Consider the following 16,637-nt stretch of genomic DNA (forward strand, 5'->3'; position numbering starts at 1 on the left):
TTGTGGCTTCGGGGCCGTCCGAGTGTCGCTTACGCGGCTCTCTTGAATTTCGCGGAGGGCAGTCTTAGAAGCAAACTTCTTCGTCGCCAGCGGCGCACCGCCCTCGTTCGTGAGGCGTATATAGTCGCCACCAATCCAAACTGTCAACACACCATTCGAAAGTTTTTGAACTTTTTGCGACAGAAATTTCGGGCACGCTTTGTCGATAGCCGGCTGCCGCAGGGGAACAAAGGACAACACGCGGCCGGCCATGAACGAGCCCTATTGCCGCCGCATTGCCGTTCGACACCAAGGCCAACAAAAGAGGCCATGGCACAGCCGTGCAATGCCCTCTTTTAGGAGCCTCATAAGAGCGCGCGCGATGAGCCTTATAGAGAAGGCACGCCGCCCACTTTGCAGAGCGCTCTATAAGAGAAGTGCGCGAGGGGAATTCGACCGGGGCCTGAGGCTTCGTTGACTTAACCTGCCGTGACAGGCAAATGTCATGGCCACAACAAAAGCGACAAGCCGTTCCGCCCGGGGAAGAAGCAGCCTTTCTGGATGCCAGACACGGAAGATGTCATAGCCGAACTCGGCAATGAGCCGCCGCTTATCGCGGATGGCCGCAGCGGCCCGCCCGATCGGCGTGAGGTTTCTGCGCGCTGGCTGTCGGGCACATTCCTGACCGGCGTGACCTCGAGCGTGCTGATGGGCGTGGCGCTGTTTGCCGCCCTTGACGGGCGCCAGCAACTGGCGACCCCACCCGAGATCGCGGAACTGATCGGCCTTACCAGCAATGGCGATTCCGGCGAGGTGGCCAAGACGACCAGGCTGGTGGCGCCGCGTCAGATCGCCAAGGCCAAGGACCGCCGCCGCATGGAAGTGTCGATGGTCACCAAGGTCGGTGACCGTGATGTCATCCACACCATGCCTTTCGTGCAGATCAAGATGGCGCTCGCCGCCGGCCACACCACCAGCCGACCCTACCCGCCCTTCGACCCGATGCAGGTGTTCGGCGACGACGGCGACGATACTCCGGCGCAACCGGCGACGGCCTCCGCTGCGTCCGGCCAGATCTATGGCGCCAAGGTCGAAAGCGAGATGAGCCTGAAGACCGTCGATTTCCCCTTCGAGACGGCCTCCTTCGACGAAAAGAGCGACCTGTCCGCCGACGAGGTGGAAAAAGTGGTGCGCGAAGCCGGCACTGACCTCAGCGACGGCGCGGTGCAGGTCGCTTCACTCCACTATGTCGATCCGCAGCGATTCGGCGAAGCCTTTGCCGAGTCGATGGCCGGCTCCTACGATGTGAAGATTGTGCCGGAAAACGTCTCGGTGTCGCCACGTGCTGCCACCGACGACCAGGCGCCGGCTTTCGCCGAGGAAATCATTCCCTTCACCAAGGACACCGACCTCACCGAGGCCTTTGCCGATTCGGGCTACACAGGCGACGACGCCACCGGCATGGCCGAAGCGATCGCCAAGCTGTTGAACGCGCCGACGCTCAAAGCCGGAACGGTGCTGCGCGTCGGCCTCGAGGTTCACGGCGATGCCGCCAAGGTCGTGCGCACCAGCGTCTACGACAAGACCACGCATATCGTCACCATCGCGCTCGACGATCGCGGCCAATACGTTCCGGCGCAGGAGCCGGATCCGAATCCCGAATTGCTGACCGCATTCGATGATTCGTCGGCACCGGTGGTGGTGCGCGGCAACCTGCCCAATGTCTATGACGGCATCTACCGCACTGCCTATTCCTACGGCATGTCGAAGAAGATGACCCAGCGGCTGATCAAGCTGCTGGCGTCTGGCGTCGACTTCCAGTCGCGACTCAATCCGTCGGATCGCCTCGAAGTGCTGTTCTCGCAGCCCGACGGCGACGACCAGACATCAGACGATTCCGAGCTTCTCTATGTCTCGGCGACCTTCGGTGGCACAACGCGCAACTTCTACCGCTTCCAGATGCAGGACGGCAGCACCGACTATTTCGACGAGGATGGCTCGAGCGCCGAGCAGTTTCTGCTGCGCAACCCACTGCCCAACGGGAGATTCACCTCCGGGTTTGGTGCGCGCAAGCATCCTATCCTCGGCTACGTCCGCATGCACACAGGTACCGATTGGGCCGCCCCGATCGGATCGCCGATCATCGCAGCCGGCAATGGTGTCGTCGAGAAAGCCGGCTGGGCCGGCGGCTATGGCAAGCAGATCATCCTGCGCCATGCCAATGGCTACGAGACTTCATACAATCACCAGAGCGCCTTTGCCAAAGGCATCGCGCCGGGCGTCCATGTTCGCCAAGGCCAGGTCATTGGCTATCTCGGCCAGACCGGTCTCTCCACAGGTCCTCACCTCCACTACGAGCTGATCGTCAACGGCACCAAGGTCGATTCGATGCGTGTCCGCCTGCCGGTCGGCAAAGTGCTGAAGGGCGACGACCTCGTCGCCTTCAAGCGCGAGCGCGAGCGCATCGACGATCTGCTGAAGCAGGAAGATGGCAATTCGCTGAAGGTTGCCAGCGCCAAGATCGAAGGCTGATCTTCGACCGATCCGACATGGAGAATCAGCTCCGCGACGAATCGGCCGACGATTCATCGGTGCGGCGCGACCAGGGCAATGCCTGACCCGAAACGGTCATCCAGGCGATGAATGCGGCAAGCAGGCAGAGCACAGCGGTCGTCAAGGATATGGCTGAAAAAGCCGCGTCGCTGGCGGCAAGCCGCGTTGCTTCAAGTTCGGGCGGCAAGCCTGTCGATACCGGTTCGCCAAAACCCGGAATACCCGGCCTGACGCTGGTGTCGAGCATCGTCGAATAGACCCAGGCGGCCAGCGATCCCATTGCCGCCACCGCGATCAGGCCGGCAATGCGCGAGACGGCATTGTTGATGCCGGACGCGGCCCCCGTATCCTTGTCTTCCACCGCCGTCATGATCGCGGTCGACAGCGGTGAGACGACCAGCGCCATGCCGAGCCCCATCAGCGCCATCAGCGGAAATGTCCCGGTCCAGAAATGGTGAATGCCGGAATGGGTGAGCAAGGCAAGTCCGGCGAAGGCGAAAGCCACGATCAGGCTGCCGCAGGCGATCGGGAAACGGGGTCCGATCCGATCGGAAAGCTGGCCGACCGGACCCGATAAAAGTGCAATCGATGCCGACAGTGGCAGGAAGATGAAGCCGACCTCGGCCGTGCTCAGCCCCCAGCCGGCAATCAGCAGCATCGGCAGGTAGAAGAGATTGGCCGAGAGTGCGAAATAAAGGAAGAATGTCGCGACGTTGACGCCGGCGAAGGCGCGGATTCTAAACAGCGACAGGTCGATCATCGGCTCGCGCTGCCACCGCTCGAAGGCGATGAAGGCGACGAGCAGCACAAGACCGGCGACGATGCTCGGCCCCGACACGTGCCCGCCACCCTCGGCGCTCATCGAGGTCAGCCCATAGGCCAGCGCTCCGAATGCCAGCGTCGCCAGCGCCCCGCCGCCGAGGTCGAGGCTTCGCCTTTCCGTCGCCGCGTCGGCCGGAACCCTGGTCAGCAGAAGATAGACCGACAGCAGTCCAAGCGGCAGGTTGACGGCGAAGATCGCCCGCCAGATACCGTCGCCGAAAGTCGACAGGACGAAGCCACCCAGCACCGGCCCGAGCGCCGTCGTCAGCGCCGAGGCGGCGGCCCAGATGCCGATCGCGCGGCCGCGTTCTTTTTTCGGATAGGCCTTGGCGATGATGGCGAGGCTGCCGGGCACCATGATCGCCGCACCGATGCCCTGAAGGGCGCGAAACGCGATCAGCACGACAGCATTCGGCGCGAGCGCACAGGCGAGCGAAGCTGCGACGAACAGCACAATGCCGGCCACGAAGGCGCGGCGCAACCCGAACCGGTCGCCAGCGGCCCCGCCGGCAAGGATCAGCGCCGACAACGTCAACGCATAGGCATTGGAAATCCACTGCGCCTCGGCAAGGCTGGCACCGAGGTTGACGCGGATCGCCGGCATGGCAATGGCCAGGATGGAACCATCGATGAAGCCGAGCGCCGAGGCCAGGATCGCTGCGATCAATACGAACCGCCGTTGCGATTGCGAACAGAAGGTGCCGTTCGTGACTGGACTGATCAGCGGGACTGCGGCGGCTTCATCGGGTGAATGCATGGCACTCTGCTTAGACCGCCGCCGTGCTGGCAACAACCAGCCAGCAGCCTGCAGTCCTTGAAACCAGCCATATTGCCAGGAGACATCCTATCGGGATGCAAATGGCGGCGGCCATGCTAAGTTCCGGAACTCGGCAGGCGGGGAGAAATCAATGAAGCGCCCACTTGAAGCATCGCCGGAAGGACGCGGCCGCATTGTCGGCATCACCGACGGCGTCTTTGCCATCGCGCTCACGCTCATCGTGCTTGAGATCAGGGTGCCGGCGCATGAGGTTGTTCATTCCGAGCGCGATCTGCTTGCCGCCATTGCGGCACTCGCCCCACGCTTCCTGACCTATGCCTTGAGTTTCCTGACCCTGACCATCTTCTGGTTCGGCCAGCAGGCGCAACATGGGCTCATCGCCAAATCCGACCGACGGCTTGCCACGCTGAACCTCTGCTTTCTCGCCTTCATCGCGCTCTTGCCGTTCTCGACCGACCTTCTGGCCGACTTCCTCGAATTCAGGACCGCGGTGCTGGTCTACTGGCTCAACCTGCTGATGCTCGGCGTCACCCTGTTCGCCAGCTGGCGCTACGCGGAGAAGAACGGCTTTGTCGCGGAAGATGTCGACGCTGAAACGACGCGCACGGTCTATCAGCGCATCGTCAAGGCGCAGATCTTGTGGGCGATCGGTGCCGCACTGTGCCTGATCAACCCGTTGCTCAGCGTCGTCTTTATCCTGGCGGTGCAGCTGATCTATGCCGCTGCGCTGCGCGGTTCATTGCTGCGCAACGTCATCGGCTGAAGGTCCGCCGACGAACTCCACGGTGACGCCTGGCGACACCAGCTTGGCGAGTTCGCGCGCGTCCCAGTTGGTCAGGCGCACGCAGCCATGGCTTTCGGTCTTGCCGATCTTCGACGGCTCGGGCGTTCCGTGGATGCCGTAGGTCGGCTTGTCCAGGGCGATCCAGACCGACCCGACGGGTCCGTTGGGGCCTGGCGGAATGGTCAGGATCTTGTCGTTCTGGCCCTGCTTGAAATTGATGTTCGGGTTGTAGGTGTAGTTCGGGTCGAGTGCGATGCGCGACACAGCGTGAATGCCGGTGGGCGACGGCGTGTCGGCCGAGCCGATGGTGGCGGGATAGGCTGCGACCAGCTTGCCGCCCGCATCGTAGGCGTACACTTCTTTCTTGGTCTTGTCGGCGACGATCCGCGCGACCGGTGTCGAGACCAGCTTGCCGAAATTGGCGACCTTGATGATCGTGCCGGGGCTATTGAAGTCGAGGCCCTTGTTGATCGACTTCAGATAGTTCTCGTCCATGTGGAAGCGCTCCGCCAGCGCTTCGGTGACAGAGGTGTAGCACATGCAGTTGAGCTGCGCCTTCTGGCCGTAGTCTTCCGGGATCGAGGCGACATACGGGCCGGCCGCATCCTCCGCAGTGATCGTGTAGCTGGCAAAGGCGTCGCCACCGGATTGTGAAAGTGCCGCCTGGATACCGACCGTATCGGTCGACTTCAGATTGCTGCCGGTGATCTCATTATAGGCGGCCAAAGCCTTGTCGACGTTAGAGCCGAAGCGCCCGTCGATCACGCCTGGCGAAGCACCACCACGGTCGAGCAGCACCTGAAGCGCTGCGACATCCTGGCGGGCTCCCAGCGTAAGCGACGGATCGACGGCGGCCTTGCCGCCAGTGTCCGGCGGCAGGGACGACTGCGACTCCGGATTGGCCTGCTGCACGTCCGGCTGCGCTTGATCGATCGAAGCCTCGTTCAGCGGCTGGCGCTTGATGGTGCCCGGCTTTGCCGGCTGCGGCGCATCCGGATAGGTGTTGTCGTAGCTGCCGTCGTCCTGCGGCGCCGGCGGATAGGCGTCGACGGAGTTGTCGCCATAAGGGTCGGACTCATCCACCGGCGGCGGGATGACCCGGCCCTCCTCTTCCAGCTGCTTGCGGCGGAACCGCGCCATGTCTTCCGGATCGTCGAGATAGTAGCGATCATCATCGGCGGGAGCCCGGCCCAACTCGCGCAGCCTTGTCTCGCGGCGCAGCGCACGACGGTCGAGCCGTGTCCCCGGCGGCTGGATGGCGATGACCTTGCCGGTATCGGCATCGACGATGACCCGGTTGCCGCGGGCGTCGTAGTAGATGTCCAGATTTCCGTCCTGGGCAACGAGAATGCCGCCATCGTCGGCAGCGCGGACAATCCTTGGTGCATTGTCCCGCGTCGGCGCGGCAAGCGCGGCAGAAGACACAAGCCCGGCGGCAAGCGCCGAAAGGGCAAAGATCGTGCGGAACATTGTGGCCAAACTCTCCGGTCCGTAATTGCCGCCGCCCGGCATTGTTCTCTGGGCGAACCCCTTCGCCAGCAAACCAGTTAACCCACCATATGGTTCCAATATGAACCGGGCATGAAGATGGCGGTTTTCCGGCGCATCGAGGAATACTAGCTAGCTTGCGAGCCCCAATTCCTTGCGCGCCTGCTTCGTCAGCTTTAGCGCAACAAGGCGATGGCTCTCGCGCAGATAGTCCTTCAGCGCAGCATCATCCATGCTCTGGCTTGTCCGACGCTGGATCCATGTCATGCCGCGCGAGGCAAGGTAGGGCGCGGGCCGCAGGCCCGGCTGTTCCTTCAACACATCATAGGCGATGTCGGAACATTTGAAGGTGACGAAGAGCTGCTGGCCCTGATCCCAGCCGCCGATCGCGAACACCTTGGTCCCAACCTTCCAGACATGGGCGCCGCCCCATTGGACGACATGATTGGTCGCCGGCAGTGAGGCGCAGAAGCCGTTGTAATCATCCAGCGTCATCCGCCCGCCCCCACCCTTATTATGAAAACGCCGCGCGTCCAGGGCGGACGCGCGGCGTTGGAATCAGGCCGCCGCTTCGGTCGCGACGACCGTCGGCTTCGAGCGGAAGTTCAGCCGGTCGGAGCCGGACGTGACCTTGACGGTCGAGCCGTCGAGAATCTCGCCGAGCAGGATCTTCTCCGCCAACGGGTCCTGCAGTTCCTTCTGCATCACCCGCTTCAGTGGCCGCGCGCCATAGGCCGGGTCGTAACCCTTGGCTGCCAGCCACTCGATCGCTTCATGATCCAGCGACAGCGTGATCTTGCGATCGACAAGCAGGCTTTCCAGCCGCTTGAGCTGAATCTCGACGATGCGGTCCATGTCCTTGCGGCGCAGCCGGTGGAACAGGATCACCTCGTCGACGCGGTTGAGGAACTCCGGCCGGAACGATGCCTTGACCACACCCATCACCTCGTCGCGCACGGCGTCGACATCCTGGTCCTCGCCGAGATTGACCAGATATTCGGCGCCGAGGTTCGACGTCATGATGATCAGCGTGTTGCGGAAATCGACCGTGCGGCCCTGCCCGTCGGTCAGCCGGCCGTCGTCGAGCACCTGCAAGAGCACGTTGAAGACATCCGGATGCGCCTTCTCGATCTCGTCGAACAGCACGACCTGATAGGGCCGGCGCCGCACCGCTTCGGTCAGCGCACCGCCCTCCTCATAGCCGACATAGCCGGGAGGCGCGCCGATCAGCCGGGCGACCGAGTGCTTCTCCATGAACTCCGACATGTCGATGCGCACCATGGCGCTATCATCGTCGAACAGGAAGCTTGCCAGCGCCTTGGTCAGTTCGGTCTTGCCGACACCCGTCGGTCCCAGGAAGATGAACGAGCCGATCGGCCGGTTCGGATCCTGCAGACCGGCGCGGGCGCGCCGCACCGCCTTGGAAACGGCCTGCACCGCTTCGCCCTGGCCGACGACGCGCTTGCCGATCTCGTCTTCCATACGCAGCAGCTTGTCGCGCTCGCCCTGCAGCATCTTGTCGACCGGAATGCCGGTCCAGCGCGACACGATATGGGCGACGTGGTCGGGCGTGACCACTTCCTCGACCATGCCGGCCTTGCCGTCCTGGGCTTCGGCTTCCTTGAGCTTCTTTTCCAGTTCCGGGATCTTGCCATAGGCAAGCTCGCCGGCGCGCTGGAACTCACCCTTGCGCTGGGCAATGGCGAGGTCGTTGCGCGCCTCGTCGAGCTGCTTCTTCAGGTCGGCGGCGAGCCCGAGCTTCTGTTTCTCGGCCTGCCACTTGGCGGTGATCTCGGTCGATTCCTCCTCGAGGCCGACAAGTTCCTTTTCCAGGCGGGCGAGCCGGTCCTTCGAGGCATCATCCGTCTCGACCTTCAGCGCCTCGCGCTCGATCTTGAGCTGCATGATGCGGCGGTCGATCTCATCCAGCGCCTCGGGCTTGGAATCGACCTGCATCCTGAGCCGCGACGCGGCTTCGTCTACGAGGTCGATCGCCTTGTCCGGCAGGAAGCGGTCGGCGATGTAGCGGTTGGACAGCGTCGCCGCCGCCACCAGCGCCGAGTCGGAGATACGCACCTTGTGGTGCTGCTCGTACTTTTCCTTCAGGCCGCGCAGGATCGAGACGGTGTCTTCCACCGTCGGCTCATCGACAAAGACCGGTTGGAAACGGCGGGCAAGGGCGGGATCCTTCTCGACATGTTTTCTGTACTCATCGAGCGTGGTCGCGCCGACGCAGTGCAGTTCACCGCGCGCCAGCGCCGGCTTCAGCAGGTTCGACGCATCCATGGCGCCATCCGCCTTGCCGGCGCCGACCAGCGTGTGCATCTCGTCGATGAACAGGATGATGTTGCCGTTGGCCGAGGTGACTTCGGAGAGCACGGCCTTCAGCCGCTCCTCGAACTCGCCGCGATATTTGGCACCGGCAATCAGCGCGCCCATGTCGAGCGCCATCAGCTGCTTGTCCTTCAGCGATTCCGGCACGTCGCCGTTGACGATGCGCAGCGCCAGGCCTTCGGCGATCGCCGTCTTGCCGACGCCCGGCTCGCCGATCAGCACCGGATTGTTCTTTGTGCGGCGCGACAGCACCTGGATGGTGCGGCGGATCTCGTCGTCGCGGCCAATCACGGGGTCCAGCTTGCCGGCGCGGGCATCGGCCGTCAGGTCGCGCGCGTACTTCTTCAGCGCGTCATAGCCCTGCTCGGCACTCGCCGAATCGGCGGTGCGGCCCTTGCGGACATCGTTGATGACCTGGTTCAGCGCCTGCGCGGTGACGCCGGCCTTGGCCAGGATGTCGGCGGTCTTGGCCGACTTTTCCATGGTGAGCGCCTGTAGCAGCCGCTCGACCGTGACGAAGCTGTCGCCGGCCTTCTTGGCCAGTTCTTCGGCGGTAGAGAACACCTTGGCCAGTGGCTGCGCCAGATAGAGCTGGCCGTTGCCGCCTTCCACCTTGGGCATCGCCTCGAGCGCCGTCTCGACACCGAGCTTGACGTCGCGGACATTGCCGCCGGCGCGCTCGATCAGCGACGCGGCCAGACCCTCGTCATCGTCAACGAGAACCTTCAAAATGTGTTCGGGGGTGAATTGCTGGTGGTTGCGGGAGAGCGCCATGGTCTGCGCGGACTGGATAAAGCCGCGCACGCGCTCGGAGTATTTCTCAAGGTTCATATCTGTCTCCTTCCGTCACCGGCCCGCTTTGCGGCACCGGATCAGATTGCGGTGACGGACCCGCCCATTCGAGCCGGATCCTGTTCAGCCGAGATATGGTGCATAGGCCATGCCGTCTCAAGACGCCTTGATATCGGTCAATGCATAATATTCCACGTCAGCCCGAACGAAAACGGCGGAGATTGCTCTCCGCCGTTCAACGCCTTGAAATGCTGTTCGATCAGTTGTCGATATCGACAATCACCGGTTCGGCATTGCCGTTTTCGACTGGGCTGGCGGCCGCATCGCCGGCATCGGCGTTGTCGCTACCGCCATCGACCTGGTCGGCATTTGTGCGCGGGCGGCGCGGACGACGCGGGCGACGGGCAGCACCACTCTCGGCGGCCGCCTCGTTGAGCTCGGCCTGGGCGGCAAGGGCCGCCGGCGAGAAACTCTCGAATAGCGGAGCCGGCGCGGCTGCCGCAACGGTCTCGATCGGCAAACCGGGCTCTAGCTGCACCTCTGCCTGGGTGTCTGCTTGGACCGGGGTCTCGTTGCGCTGCTGCTGGCCGCCTTGCTCGGTCGACGGAGCATAATCGCGCTGGCCATTCTGGCCATAGCCGCCATTGGGACGGCGATCGCGGTGACGCCCGCCATTGTTGTCGCGCCCGCCATTGTTGCGCCCACCATTATCACGATTATCGCGGCCGCCTTCCCGGTTCAGGGCGACTTCGGCAGGCATGCCTTCGATGACCGGCTGCGGGCCGGCGCCATGGTTGGCCTGAGCATCGGAAACGTTGTTGCCGTTGTTGCCGGCATTGTCGAAGTCATCACGATCCTCATCGCCGTCATCGTCGAAATCGTCGCGATTCTGTTGCGTATTCTGGATCGGCATCTGCGCCTGCGCGGCGGCAATGATGCGATTGTAGTGTTCGGCGTGCTGGAGGTAGTTCTCCGCCATGACCCGGTCGCCGGAGCTTTGCGCGTCACGGGCCAGGGTGGCGTATTTTTCGGCGATCTGCTGAGCCGATCCACGAATCTTCACGTCCGGGCCGTTGCTCTCGTAGTTGCGCGTCAGGGGATTCGGGCCCTTGCGGTTGTTGTTGTTATTGTTGTTGCCACCGCCGCCGCCATTGTTGTTGCGACCGCGCATGCGCCTGTTCTGCTGTTGTGGCCTCATTCGACTCTCTTCATCTTGAAATTTTCGAAAACTCGTTACGAACGGTGGCGCTCATGCAGCCAGCCGTTTCGTTTCTTCACCGGCGTTCGCCCGCATCAATTGCGTTGGCGCCACGTGCCATCCTGTTCCGGTTACATCACTTGCCGGACGATTCCCGCACGAAGCTTGGGCGTCGTTTGCGCAAGAAGGCAGCTATTTCCAAGGAGGACCGAATCGCTAAGAGCACTGCCTGCTTCGTCTCATCCGGTTGAGGCGACCCTAGCCGCATTCCCCGGTATTGCCAAGCGGTTTTTTCGCACTGCGTCAAGGCTTATCCCCATTGAAAGACAAGAACCCTGTCGTTTCCGCCGAGATCACGCATAGCAGCAGCCGATGCATAACCAGCCGCCTTGAATATATCCGTAACCCCATTGCGTTGCGTGTGGCCGATCTCGACCGCAATCCTGCTTTCGGCTTCAAGAAACCGTGCCGCCTCGGCGGCAATGATCCTGTAGGGGTTCAGCCCATCCACGCCACCATCCAAGGCCAGGCGTGGGTCGAAATCGCGGACCTCGTCCTGCAGATTTCCAATATCTCTGGAGGGTATATAGGGAGGGTTTGCGGCAATTACATGGTATCGGCCGGAAACTTTTTCGAACCAGTCCGACTGCACCGCCGTGAACCGATCGCCAAGTCCGAGTTCCCCAGCATTGCGAGCCGCGGTTGTCAGCGCGCCGGCAGCAATATCGACGCCGGTCGCGGTCGCGGTCGGCACGGCACTCAGCAGCGCCAGCGCGATGGCGCCCGTCCCGGTGCCGAGATCAAGGATGCGGCAGGTGCCCTCCCGCGCGGCCATTGCCTTGACGAAGGGCAGCACCGCCTCGACCAGCGTTTCGGTATCCGGCCGCGGTTCCAGCGTTTCCGGCGACAGTGACAGGCGCAAACCGTAGAATTCGCGGTAGCCGAGGATGCGATGCACCGGTTCGCCACCGGCTCGCCGTGTCAGGGCGGCATCGATCGCGGTGATGACCGTTCCGTCGATCCTGCGCTCAGGGTCGGCAATGGCCTGCGTACGCGTCGTGCCTGAAAAATGTTCAACGATCAGCCGCGCATCGAGCGCCGGATCATCGACCCCGGCCATGGCAAGCCTGGCCCGCGCCTCCCGCAGCAGCGCTCCCAGCGCCTCGGGCAGAGGATCAGCCATCAAGGCCGATATCGGCCAGCAGCTTCGACTGGTGATCGGCGATCAGCGCGTCGATGACTTCGTCGAGCTCGCCCATCATCACCCGGTCGAGCTTGTAGAGCGTCAGGTTGATGCGGTGATCGGTGACGCGGCCTTGCGGGAAATTATAGGTGCGGATGCGCTCCGAGCGGTCGCCGGAACCGACCTGCGACTTGCGTGATTCCGAGCGCTCCTCGTCCGCCTTGCTGCGCTCCAGGTCATAGAGCCGGGCACGCAGGATCTGCATGGCCTTCGCCCGGTTCTGGTGCTGCGACTTCTCCGCCTGCACCACCATGATGCCGGTCGGCAAATGGGTGATGCGGACCGCCGAATCGGTGGTGTTGACGTGCTGGCCGCCGGAGCCCGAGGCGCGCATCGTGTCGATGCGGATGTCTTCGGCGCGGATCTCGATGTCGACTTCTTCCGCTTCCGGCAGCACGGCCACCGTTGCCGCCGAGGTATGAATGCGCCCGCTGGCCTCGGTCGCCGGCACACGCTGCACGCGATGCACGCCGGATTCGAATTTCAGATGAGCAAACACCCCCCGGCCGGAAATGGTGGCGATGATTTCCTTGAAACCGCCGGCATCGCCGTCGCTGGCCGACACCGTCTCGAACCGCCAGCCGCGCTCGGCGGCATAGCGCTCATACATGCGAAACAGGTCACCGGCGAAAAGGGCCGCTTCATCGCCGCCGGTGCCGGCACGGATTTCGAGGATGGCGTTCTTGTCGTCGGCAGCGTCCTTGGGCAACAGAAGGACCTGAATGTCCTTCTGCAGCGCCTCGATGCGCTGCTCCACCCCGGGCAGATCCGCCTCGGCGAGCGCCCGCATCTCGGCATCGGTGCCCTTGTCGGCGAGCATCGCTTCGAGGTCGGCCTGCTCATGCTCGGCCGAGCGCAATTCCCTGACCTTGGCCACCATGTCCTGCAGCTCGGCATATTCCGACGCCATCTTCACATAGGCATCCGGCGCCGGGCCGGCCGACATCTGCGCTTCGAGCATCTCGAAACGCTTGACGACTTGATCCATACGATCGCGGGGCAAATTGACCATGGTGAGGGCGCTACAACGGGATCGAGCGGTCGTCGGCGAAGGCCTGCAGCAGCGCCCGCATCGGCAACCCCTGCGCCGGCGCCATCAGATTGTCGTCGAAGAACGCCGTCAGTTCATCCAGCGGCAATTCCGTCAGCATCGCCTTGACCGGGCCGATCGAGGCCGGCGACATCGAGATCGAACGGAAGCCGAGGCCGATCAGCGCCATCGCCGAGATCGGCTTGCCGGCGAGTTCACCGCACAGCGTTACCGGCGTGTGGTTGCGAATGCCGGCATCGGCAATCTGCTTGAGCACGCGCAGGAACGGCGCCGACAGCGTGTCGAAGCGGTTGGCCAGTTGCGTGTTGCCGCGGTCGACCGCCATGACGAACTGGAACAGGTCGTTCGAACCGACCGAGACGAAGTCGACGGCCTTCATCAATTCGTCGAGCTGGAACAGCAGCGACGGCACTTCCAGCATCGCACCCAGCTTGAGACTGGTCGGCAGATGATGGGCAAAGCGCGAGAGATGCCGTACCTCGCGGTCGATGATTTCGCGCGCCTGGGCGATCTCGCCAAGCTCGGTCACCATCGGCAGCATCAGCTTGAGCTCGCGCCCACCGCTGGCCTTCAGCAAGGCGCGGATCTGGGTGCGCAGCAACCCCGGCCGATCAAGCGTCAGGCGGATCGCCCGCCAGCCAAGCGCCGGATTCTCTTCCTGGATGGCGCCCTTGAAGTAGGGCAGCACCTTGTCGCCACCGATATCGATGGTGCGGAAAGTGACCGGCTTGCCGCGCGCCGCCTCGAGCACGTCGCGGTAGAGTTTCTCCTGCGCCTCGGCGCGCGGAAAGGTCGAAGCGACCATGAACTGCAATTCGGTGCGGAACAGGCCGATGCCGGCCGCACCCGCCTCGGCCAGCTGCGGCAGGTCGACGGCAAGCCCGGCATTCATCAACAGGTCGACCTGGACGCCGTCCTTGGTTGTCGACGGCTTCTTGCGCAGTTCGCGGTAGACCTCTTGCCGGCGGGCGCGGAACCGCACCTTTTCGGCATAGGCAGCTTCGAGATCGGATTGCGGCCGCAGATGGATTACGCCCTCTTCGCCGTCGACGATGATGGCATCGCCGTTTTCCGCCATGGAAACGGCACCCTTCATCTGGCCGGCGACAGGAATGCCCATGGCGCGCGCGACGATGACGACGTGGCTGGTGGCGGCGCCATCCTCGAGCACCAGGCCGCGCATCTTGTCGCGGGGATAGTCGAGCAGTTCGGCCGCCCCCATCGAGCGGGCGACAATGATGGCGTCCTTCGGCAGCGAGGCCGCGACATCCTCCGGCCCGCGACCCATCAGCTGGCGCAGGAGCCGGTTGGCGAGATCGTCGAAGTCGCTCATCCGCTCGCGCAGATAGGGATCGGTCATGTGCAGCATGCGCGCGCGCATGTCGCTCTGCACCTTTTCCACGGCAGCTTCCGCCGTCAGGCCGTTGCGGATCGCCTCTTCCAGGCGGCGTACCCAGCCGCGGTCATTGGCGAACATGCGGTAGGCTTCGAGCACCTGGCGATGCTCGCCCTCGAAGGCGACGTCGCGACGCTCCAGCATGTCGTCGATGGAAAGCCTGAGCGAACCGAGCGAGGTCTCGAGACGCCTGACTTCTTCCTCGCTGTCCTCGTTGAACAGATTGGTGACGACGATGCGCGGCTCGTGCAGCACGACATGGCCAAGCCCGACGCCGTCGTTGAAGGACAGGCCGGTGAAGCTGACAGGCCGGCGCAAATCGAGTTCCAGCCCAGGCCGGGTCAGCCGTGCCAGATCGCCGGTGGCGATCATCTCGGCGATCACCATCGCCGTGGTTTCCAGCGCCTCAACCTCGTCGTCGCGATAATGGCGCATGGTCTTGTTCTGCACGACCAGGACGCCGAGCGTACGCCCTGCCCTCAGCACCGGCACGCCAAGGAAGGAATTGTAGATCTCTTCCCCGGTCTCCGGCAGGTAGGCGAAGGCCGGATGCTCCTGCGCGTTGGACAGGTTGAGCGGCCTCGCGCTGGCGGCAATCGTGCCGACCAGACCTTGTCCGAGCCGCAGTTGCGCCAGGTGGACGGCGTTCGGGTTCAGACCCTCGGTGGCGTAGAGTTCGAGCACCGAATCGGCGCGCAGCACATAGAGCGAGCAGACTTCCGCGACCATGTTGGAGGCGATGTCGCGCACGATCCGGTCAAGCCGCTCCTGCGGCTCCAGCGGCTCTTGCATGAGCTCGCGGAGCCGTTTCAGCAAAACGCGCGGGCCGCTGGCCTGGTCACGCATCGCGGCTTCTTCTCCAATGAAACACTTGCCGGCGCAGTTTCCGCCGCTGCCGGCATGCGCGCAACAACTGATTCAGTCTTGCTACTGCTTATCCAGACCGTAGACGGAATGCAAAGTGCGAACTGCCAGTTCGGTGTACGGACCGTCGATCAGTATCGAAATCTTGATCTCGGAGGTGGTGATGGCGCGGATATTGATCGCCTTGTCGGCCAGCGCCTTGAAGGCGGTGGCGGCGACACCGGCATGGCTCCGCATGCCGATGCCGATGACCGAGACCTTAGACATGCCCGCTTCCGACTGCACGACATCGTAGCCGACCTCGGCCTTCAGCCGGTCGAGCACGGCCAGCGCCTTGTCGACGTCTCCGGAAGGCACGGTGAAGGTCATGTCGGTGAACTTGCCGTCCTCGGATATGTTCTGGACGATCATGTCGACATTGATGTTGGCCTCGGCCAGCGGCCCGAAAATGCCGGCGGCGACGCCAGGGCGGTCGCCGACGCGGCGCAGCGAAATCTGGGCCTCGTCCTTGGCGTAGGCAATTCCGGTGACGACCTGCTGTTCCACGATCTCTTCCTCGTCGCAAATGAGCGTTCCCGGGGGATTGAGCAAATCCCCCATTCCGGGCGCGTCGGGATCGTCGAAGGACGACCGCACGAAGGTACGCACCCTGTGCACCATGGCAAGCTCGACCGAACGCACCTGCAGAACCTTGGCGCCGAGCGAGGCCATTTCAAGCATTTCCTCGAACGAGATCTTGGCCAGCCGCCGCGCCTTGGGCTCGATGCGCGGATCGGTGGTGTAGACCCCGTCGACGTCGGTGTAGATGTCGCAGCGGTCGGCCTTGACCGCCGCGGCAATGGCGACCGCGCTGGTGTCGGAACCGCCGCGGCCAAGCGTGGCGATGCGATTGTCCGGCCCGATGCCCTGGAAGCCGGCGATGACAGCCACCTGGCCCTCGCCGAAGCGCTTGATCAGGAAGGCGCCGTCAATGTCGAGGATGCGCGCCGCGCCATGCGCGTTGTCGGTCTTGATCGGGATCTGCCAGCCCTGCCAGGAGCGCGCATGCACGCCCATGTTCTGCAAGGTGATGGCCAGCAGACCGGCCGTGACCTGTTCGCCGGAAGCGACGACCGCGTCATATTCGCGTGCGTCGTGCATCGGCGAGGCCTCGCGCGTCCAGGCGACCAGTTCGTTGGTCTTGCCGGCCATCGCCGAGACCACCACCGCCACCTCATGGCCGGCGTCGACCTCGCGTTTGACGTGACGCGCCACATTGCGGATGCGGGCGATGTCGGCGACGGAGGTTCCGCCGAATTTCATCACGATACGCGCCATGGAAGCGAAATGCCTTTGACTGAAGCCGGCCTGGAGCC

Annotated in this window: 12 protein-coding genes; 2 read left to right on the forward strand and 10 right to left on the reverse strand. The window is 63.6% G+C overall.

Annotation, left to right across the window (positions count from 1 at the left end; genetic code table 11):
* On the reverse strand, positions 1–252 hold a 252-nt coding region (locus tag AC04SF_RS32045), incomplete at its 3' end, for a hypothetical protein (protein ID WP_488481049.1).
* Between the two features lie 288 nt (positions 253–540).
* Between AC04SF_RS32045 and AC04SF_RS32050 the strand changes: the two genes are divergently transcribed.
* Entirely contained in the window at positions 541–2,511 is a 1,971-nt protein-coding gene (locus AC04SF_RS32050) for a M23 family metallopeptidase (RefSeq protein WP_488481050.1), read from the forward strand.
* A gap of 25 nt (positions 2,512–2,536) precedes the next feature.
* Here the strand turns inward: AC04SF_RS32050 and AC04SF_RS32055 are convergent, their stop codons facing one another.
* The gene (locus tag AC04SF_RS32055) at positions 2,537–4,111 is read right to left on the reverse strand and encodes an MFS transporter (protein WP_488481051.1); all 1,575 of its coding nucleotides are present in this window, start codon (positions 4,109–4,111) and stop codon (positions 2,537–2,539) included.
* 151 nt (positions 4,112–4,262) lie between these two features.
* On the opposite strand from AC04SF_RS32055, the gene AC04SF_RS32060 reads away from it, so the two are divergent.
* Positions 4,263–4,895 (forward strand): TMEM175 family protein, encoded by a 633-nt coding sequence (locus AC04SF_RS32060; protein ID WP_096450591.1) that lies wholly within the window; start codon positions 4,263–4,265, stop codon positions 4,893–4,895.
* Here the strand turns inward: AC04SF_RS32060 and AC04SF_RS32065 are convergent.
* The 8 genes from AC04SF_RS32065 to AC04SF_RS32100 form a co-directional block, all read right to left on the reverse strand.
* Entirely contained in the window at positions 4,869–6,386 is a 1,518-nt protein-coding gene (locus AC04SF_RS32065; RefSeq protein ID WP_488481052.1) for a L,D-transpeptidase family protein, read from the reverse strand. The two genes, AC04SF_RS32060 and AC04SF_RS32065, sit on opposite strands and share 27 nt — an antisense overlap.
* A 150-nt stretch (positions 6,387–6,536) precedes the next feature.
* On the reverse strand, positions 6,537–6,899 hold the full coding sequence (locus AC04SF_RS32070; RefSeq protein WP_488481053.1) for an MmcQ/YjbR family DNA-binding protein: 363 nt from the start codon (positions 6,897–6,899) through the stop codon (positions 6,537–6,539).
* A 63-nt stretch (positions 6,900–6,962) separates the two neighbouring features.
* On the reverse strand, positions 6,963–9,569 hold the full coding sequence (clpB, locus tag AC04SF_RS32075) for an ATP-dependent chaperone ClpB (protein ID WP_488481054.1): 2,607 nt from the start codon (positions 9,567–9,569) through the stop codon (positions 6,963–6,965).
* A 220-nt stretch (positions 9,570–9,789) separates the two neighbouring features.
* Entirely contained in the window at positions 9,790–10,728 is a 939-nt protein-coding gene (locus tag AC04SF_RS32080; RefSeq protein ID WP_488481055.1) for a DUF4167 domain-containing protein, read from the reverse strand.
* A gap of 310 nt (positions 10,729–11,038) precedes the next feature.
* On the reverse strand, positions 11,039–11,911 hold the full coding sequence (prmC, locus tag AC04SF_RS32085; RefSeq protein ID WP_488481056.1) for a peptide chain release factor N(5)-glutamine methyltransferase: 873 nt from the start codon (positions 11,909–11,911) through the stop codon (positions 11,039–11,041).
* On the reverse strand, positions 11,904–12,983 hold the full coding sequence (gene prfA, locus AC04SF_RS32090) for a peptide chain release factor 1 (RefSeq protein WP_488481057.1): 1,080 nt from the start codon (positions 12,981–12,983) through the stop codon (positions 11,904–11,906). The genes prmC and prfA overlap by 8 nt, the downstream gene beginning before the upstream one ends.
* 10 nt (positions 12,984–12,993) lie before the next feature.
* Positions 12,994–15,264 carry a phosphoenolpyruvate--protein phosphotransferase gene (gene ptsP, locus AC04SF_RS32095; RefSeq protein WP_096450603.1) on the reverse strand — a complete coding sequence of 757 codons (2,271 nt, stop codon included), beginning with the start codon at positions 15,262–15,264 and terminating at the stop codon, positions 12,994–12,996.
* Positions 15,265–15,345: 81 nt separating this feature from the next.
* Positions 15,346–16,599: an aspartate kinase gene (locus tag AC04SF_RS32100; protein WP_096450605.1), complete on the reverse strand. Its 1,254-nt coding sequence runs from the start codon at positions 16,597–16,599 to the stop codon at positions 15,346–15,348.
* Positions 16,600–16,637 lie beyond the last annotated feature (38 nt).

This window comes from Mesorhizobium sp. CNPSo 4671 (assembly GCF_057784245.1).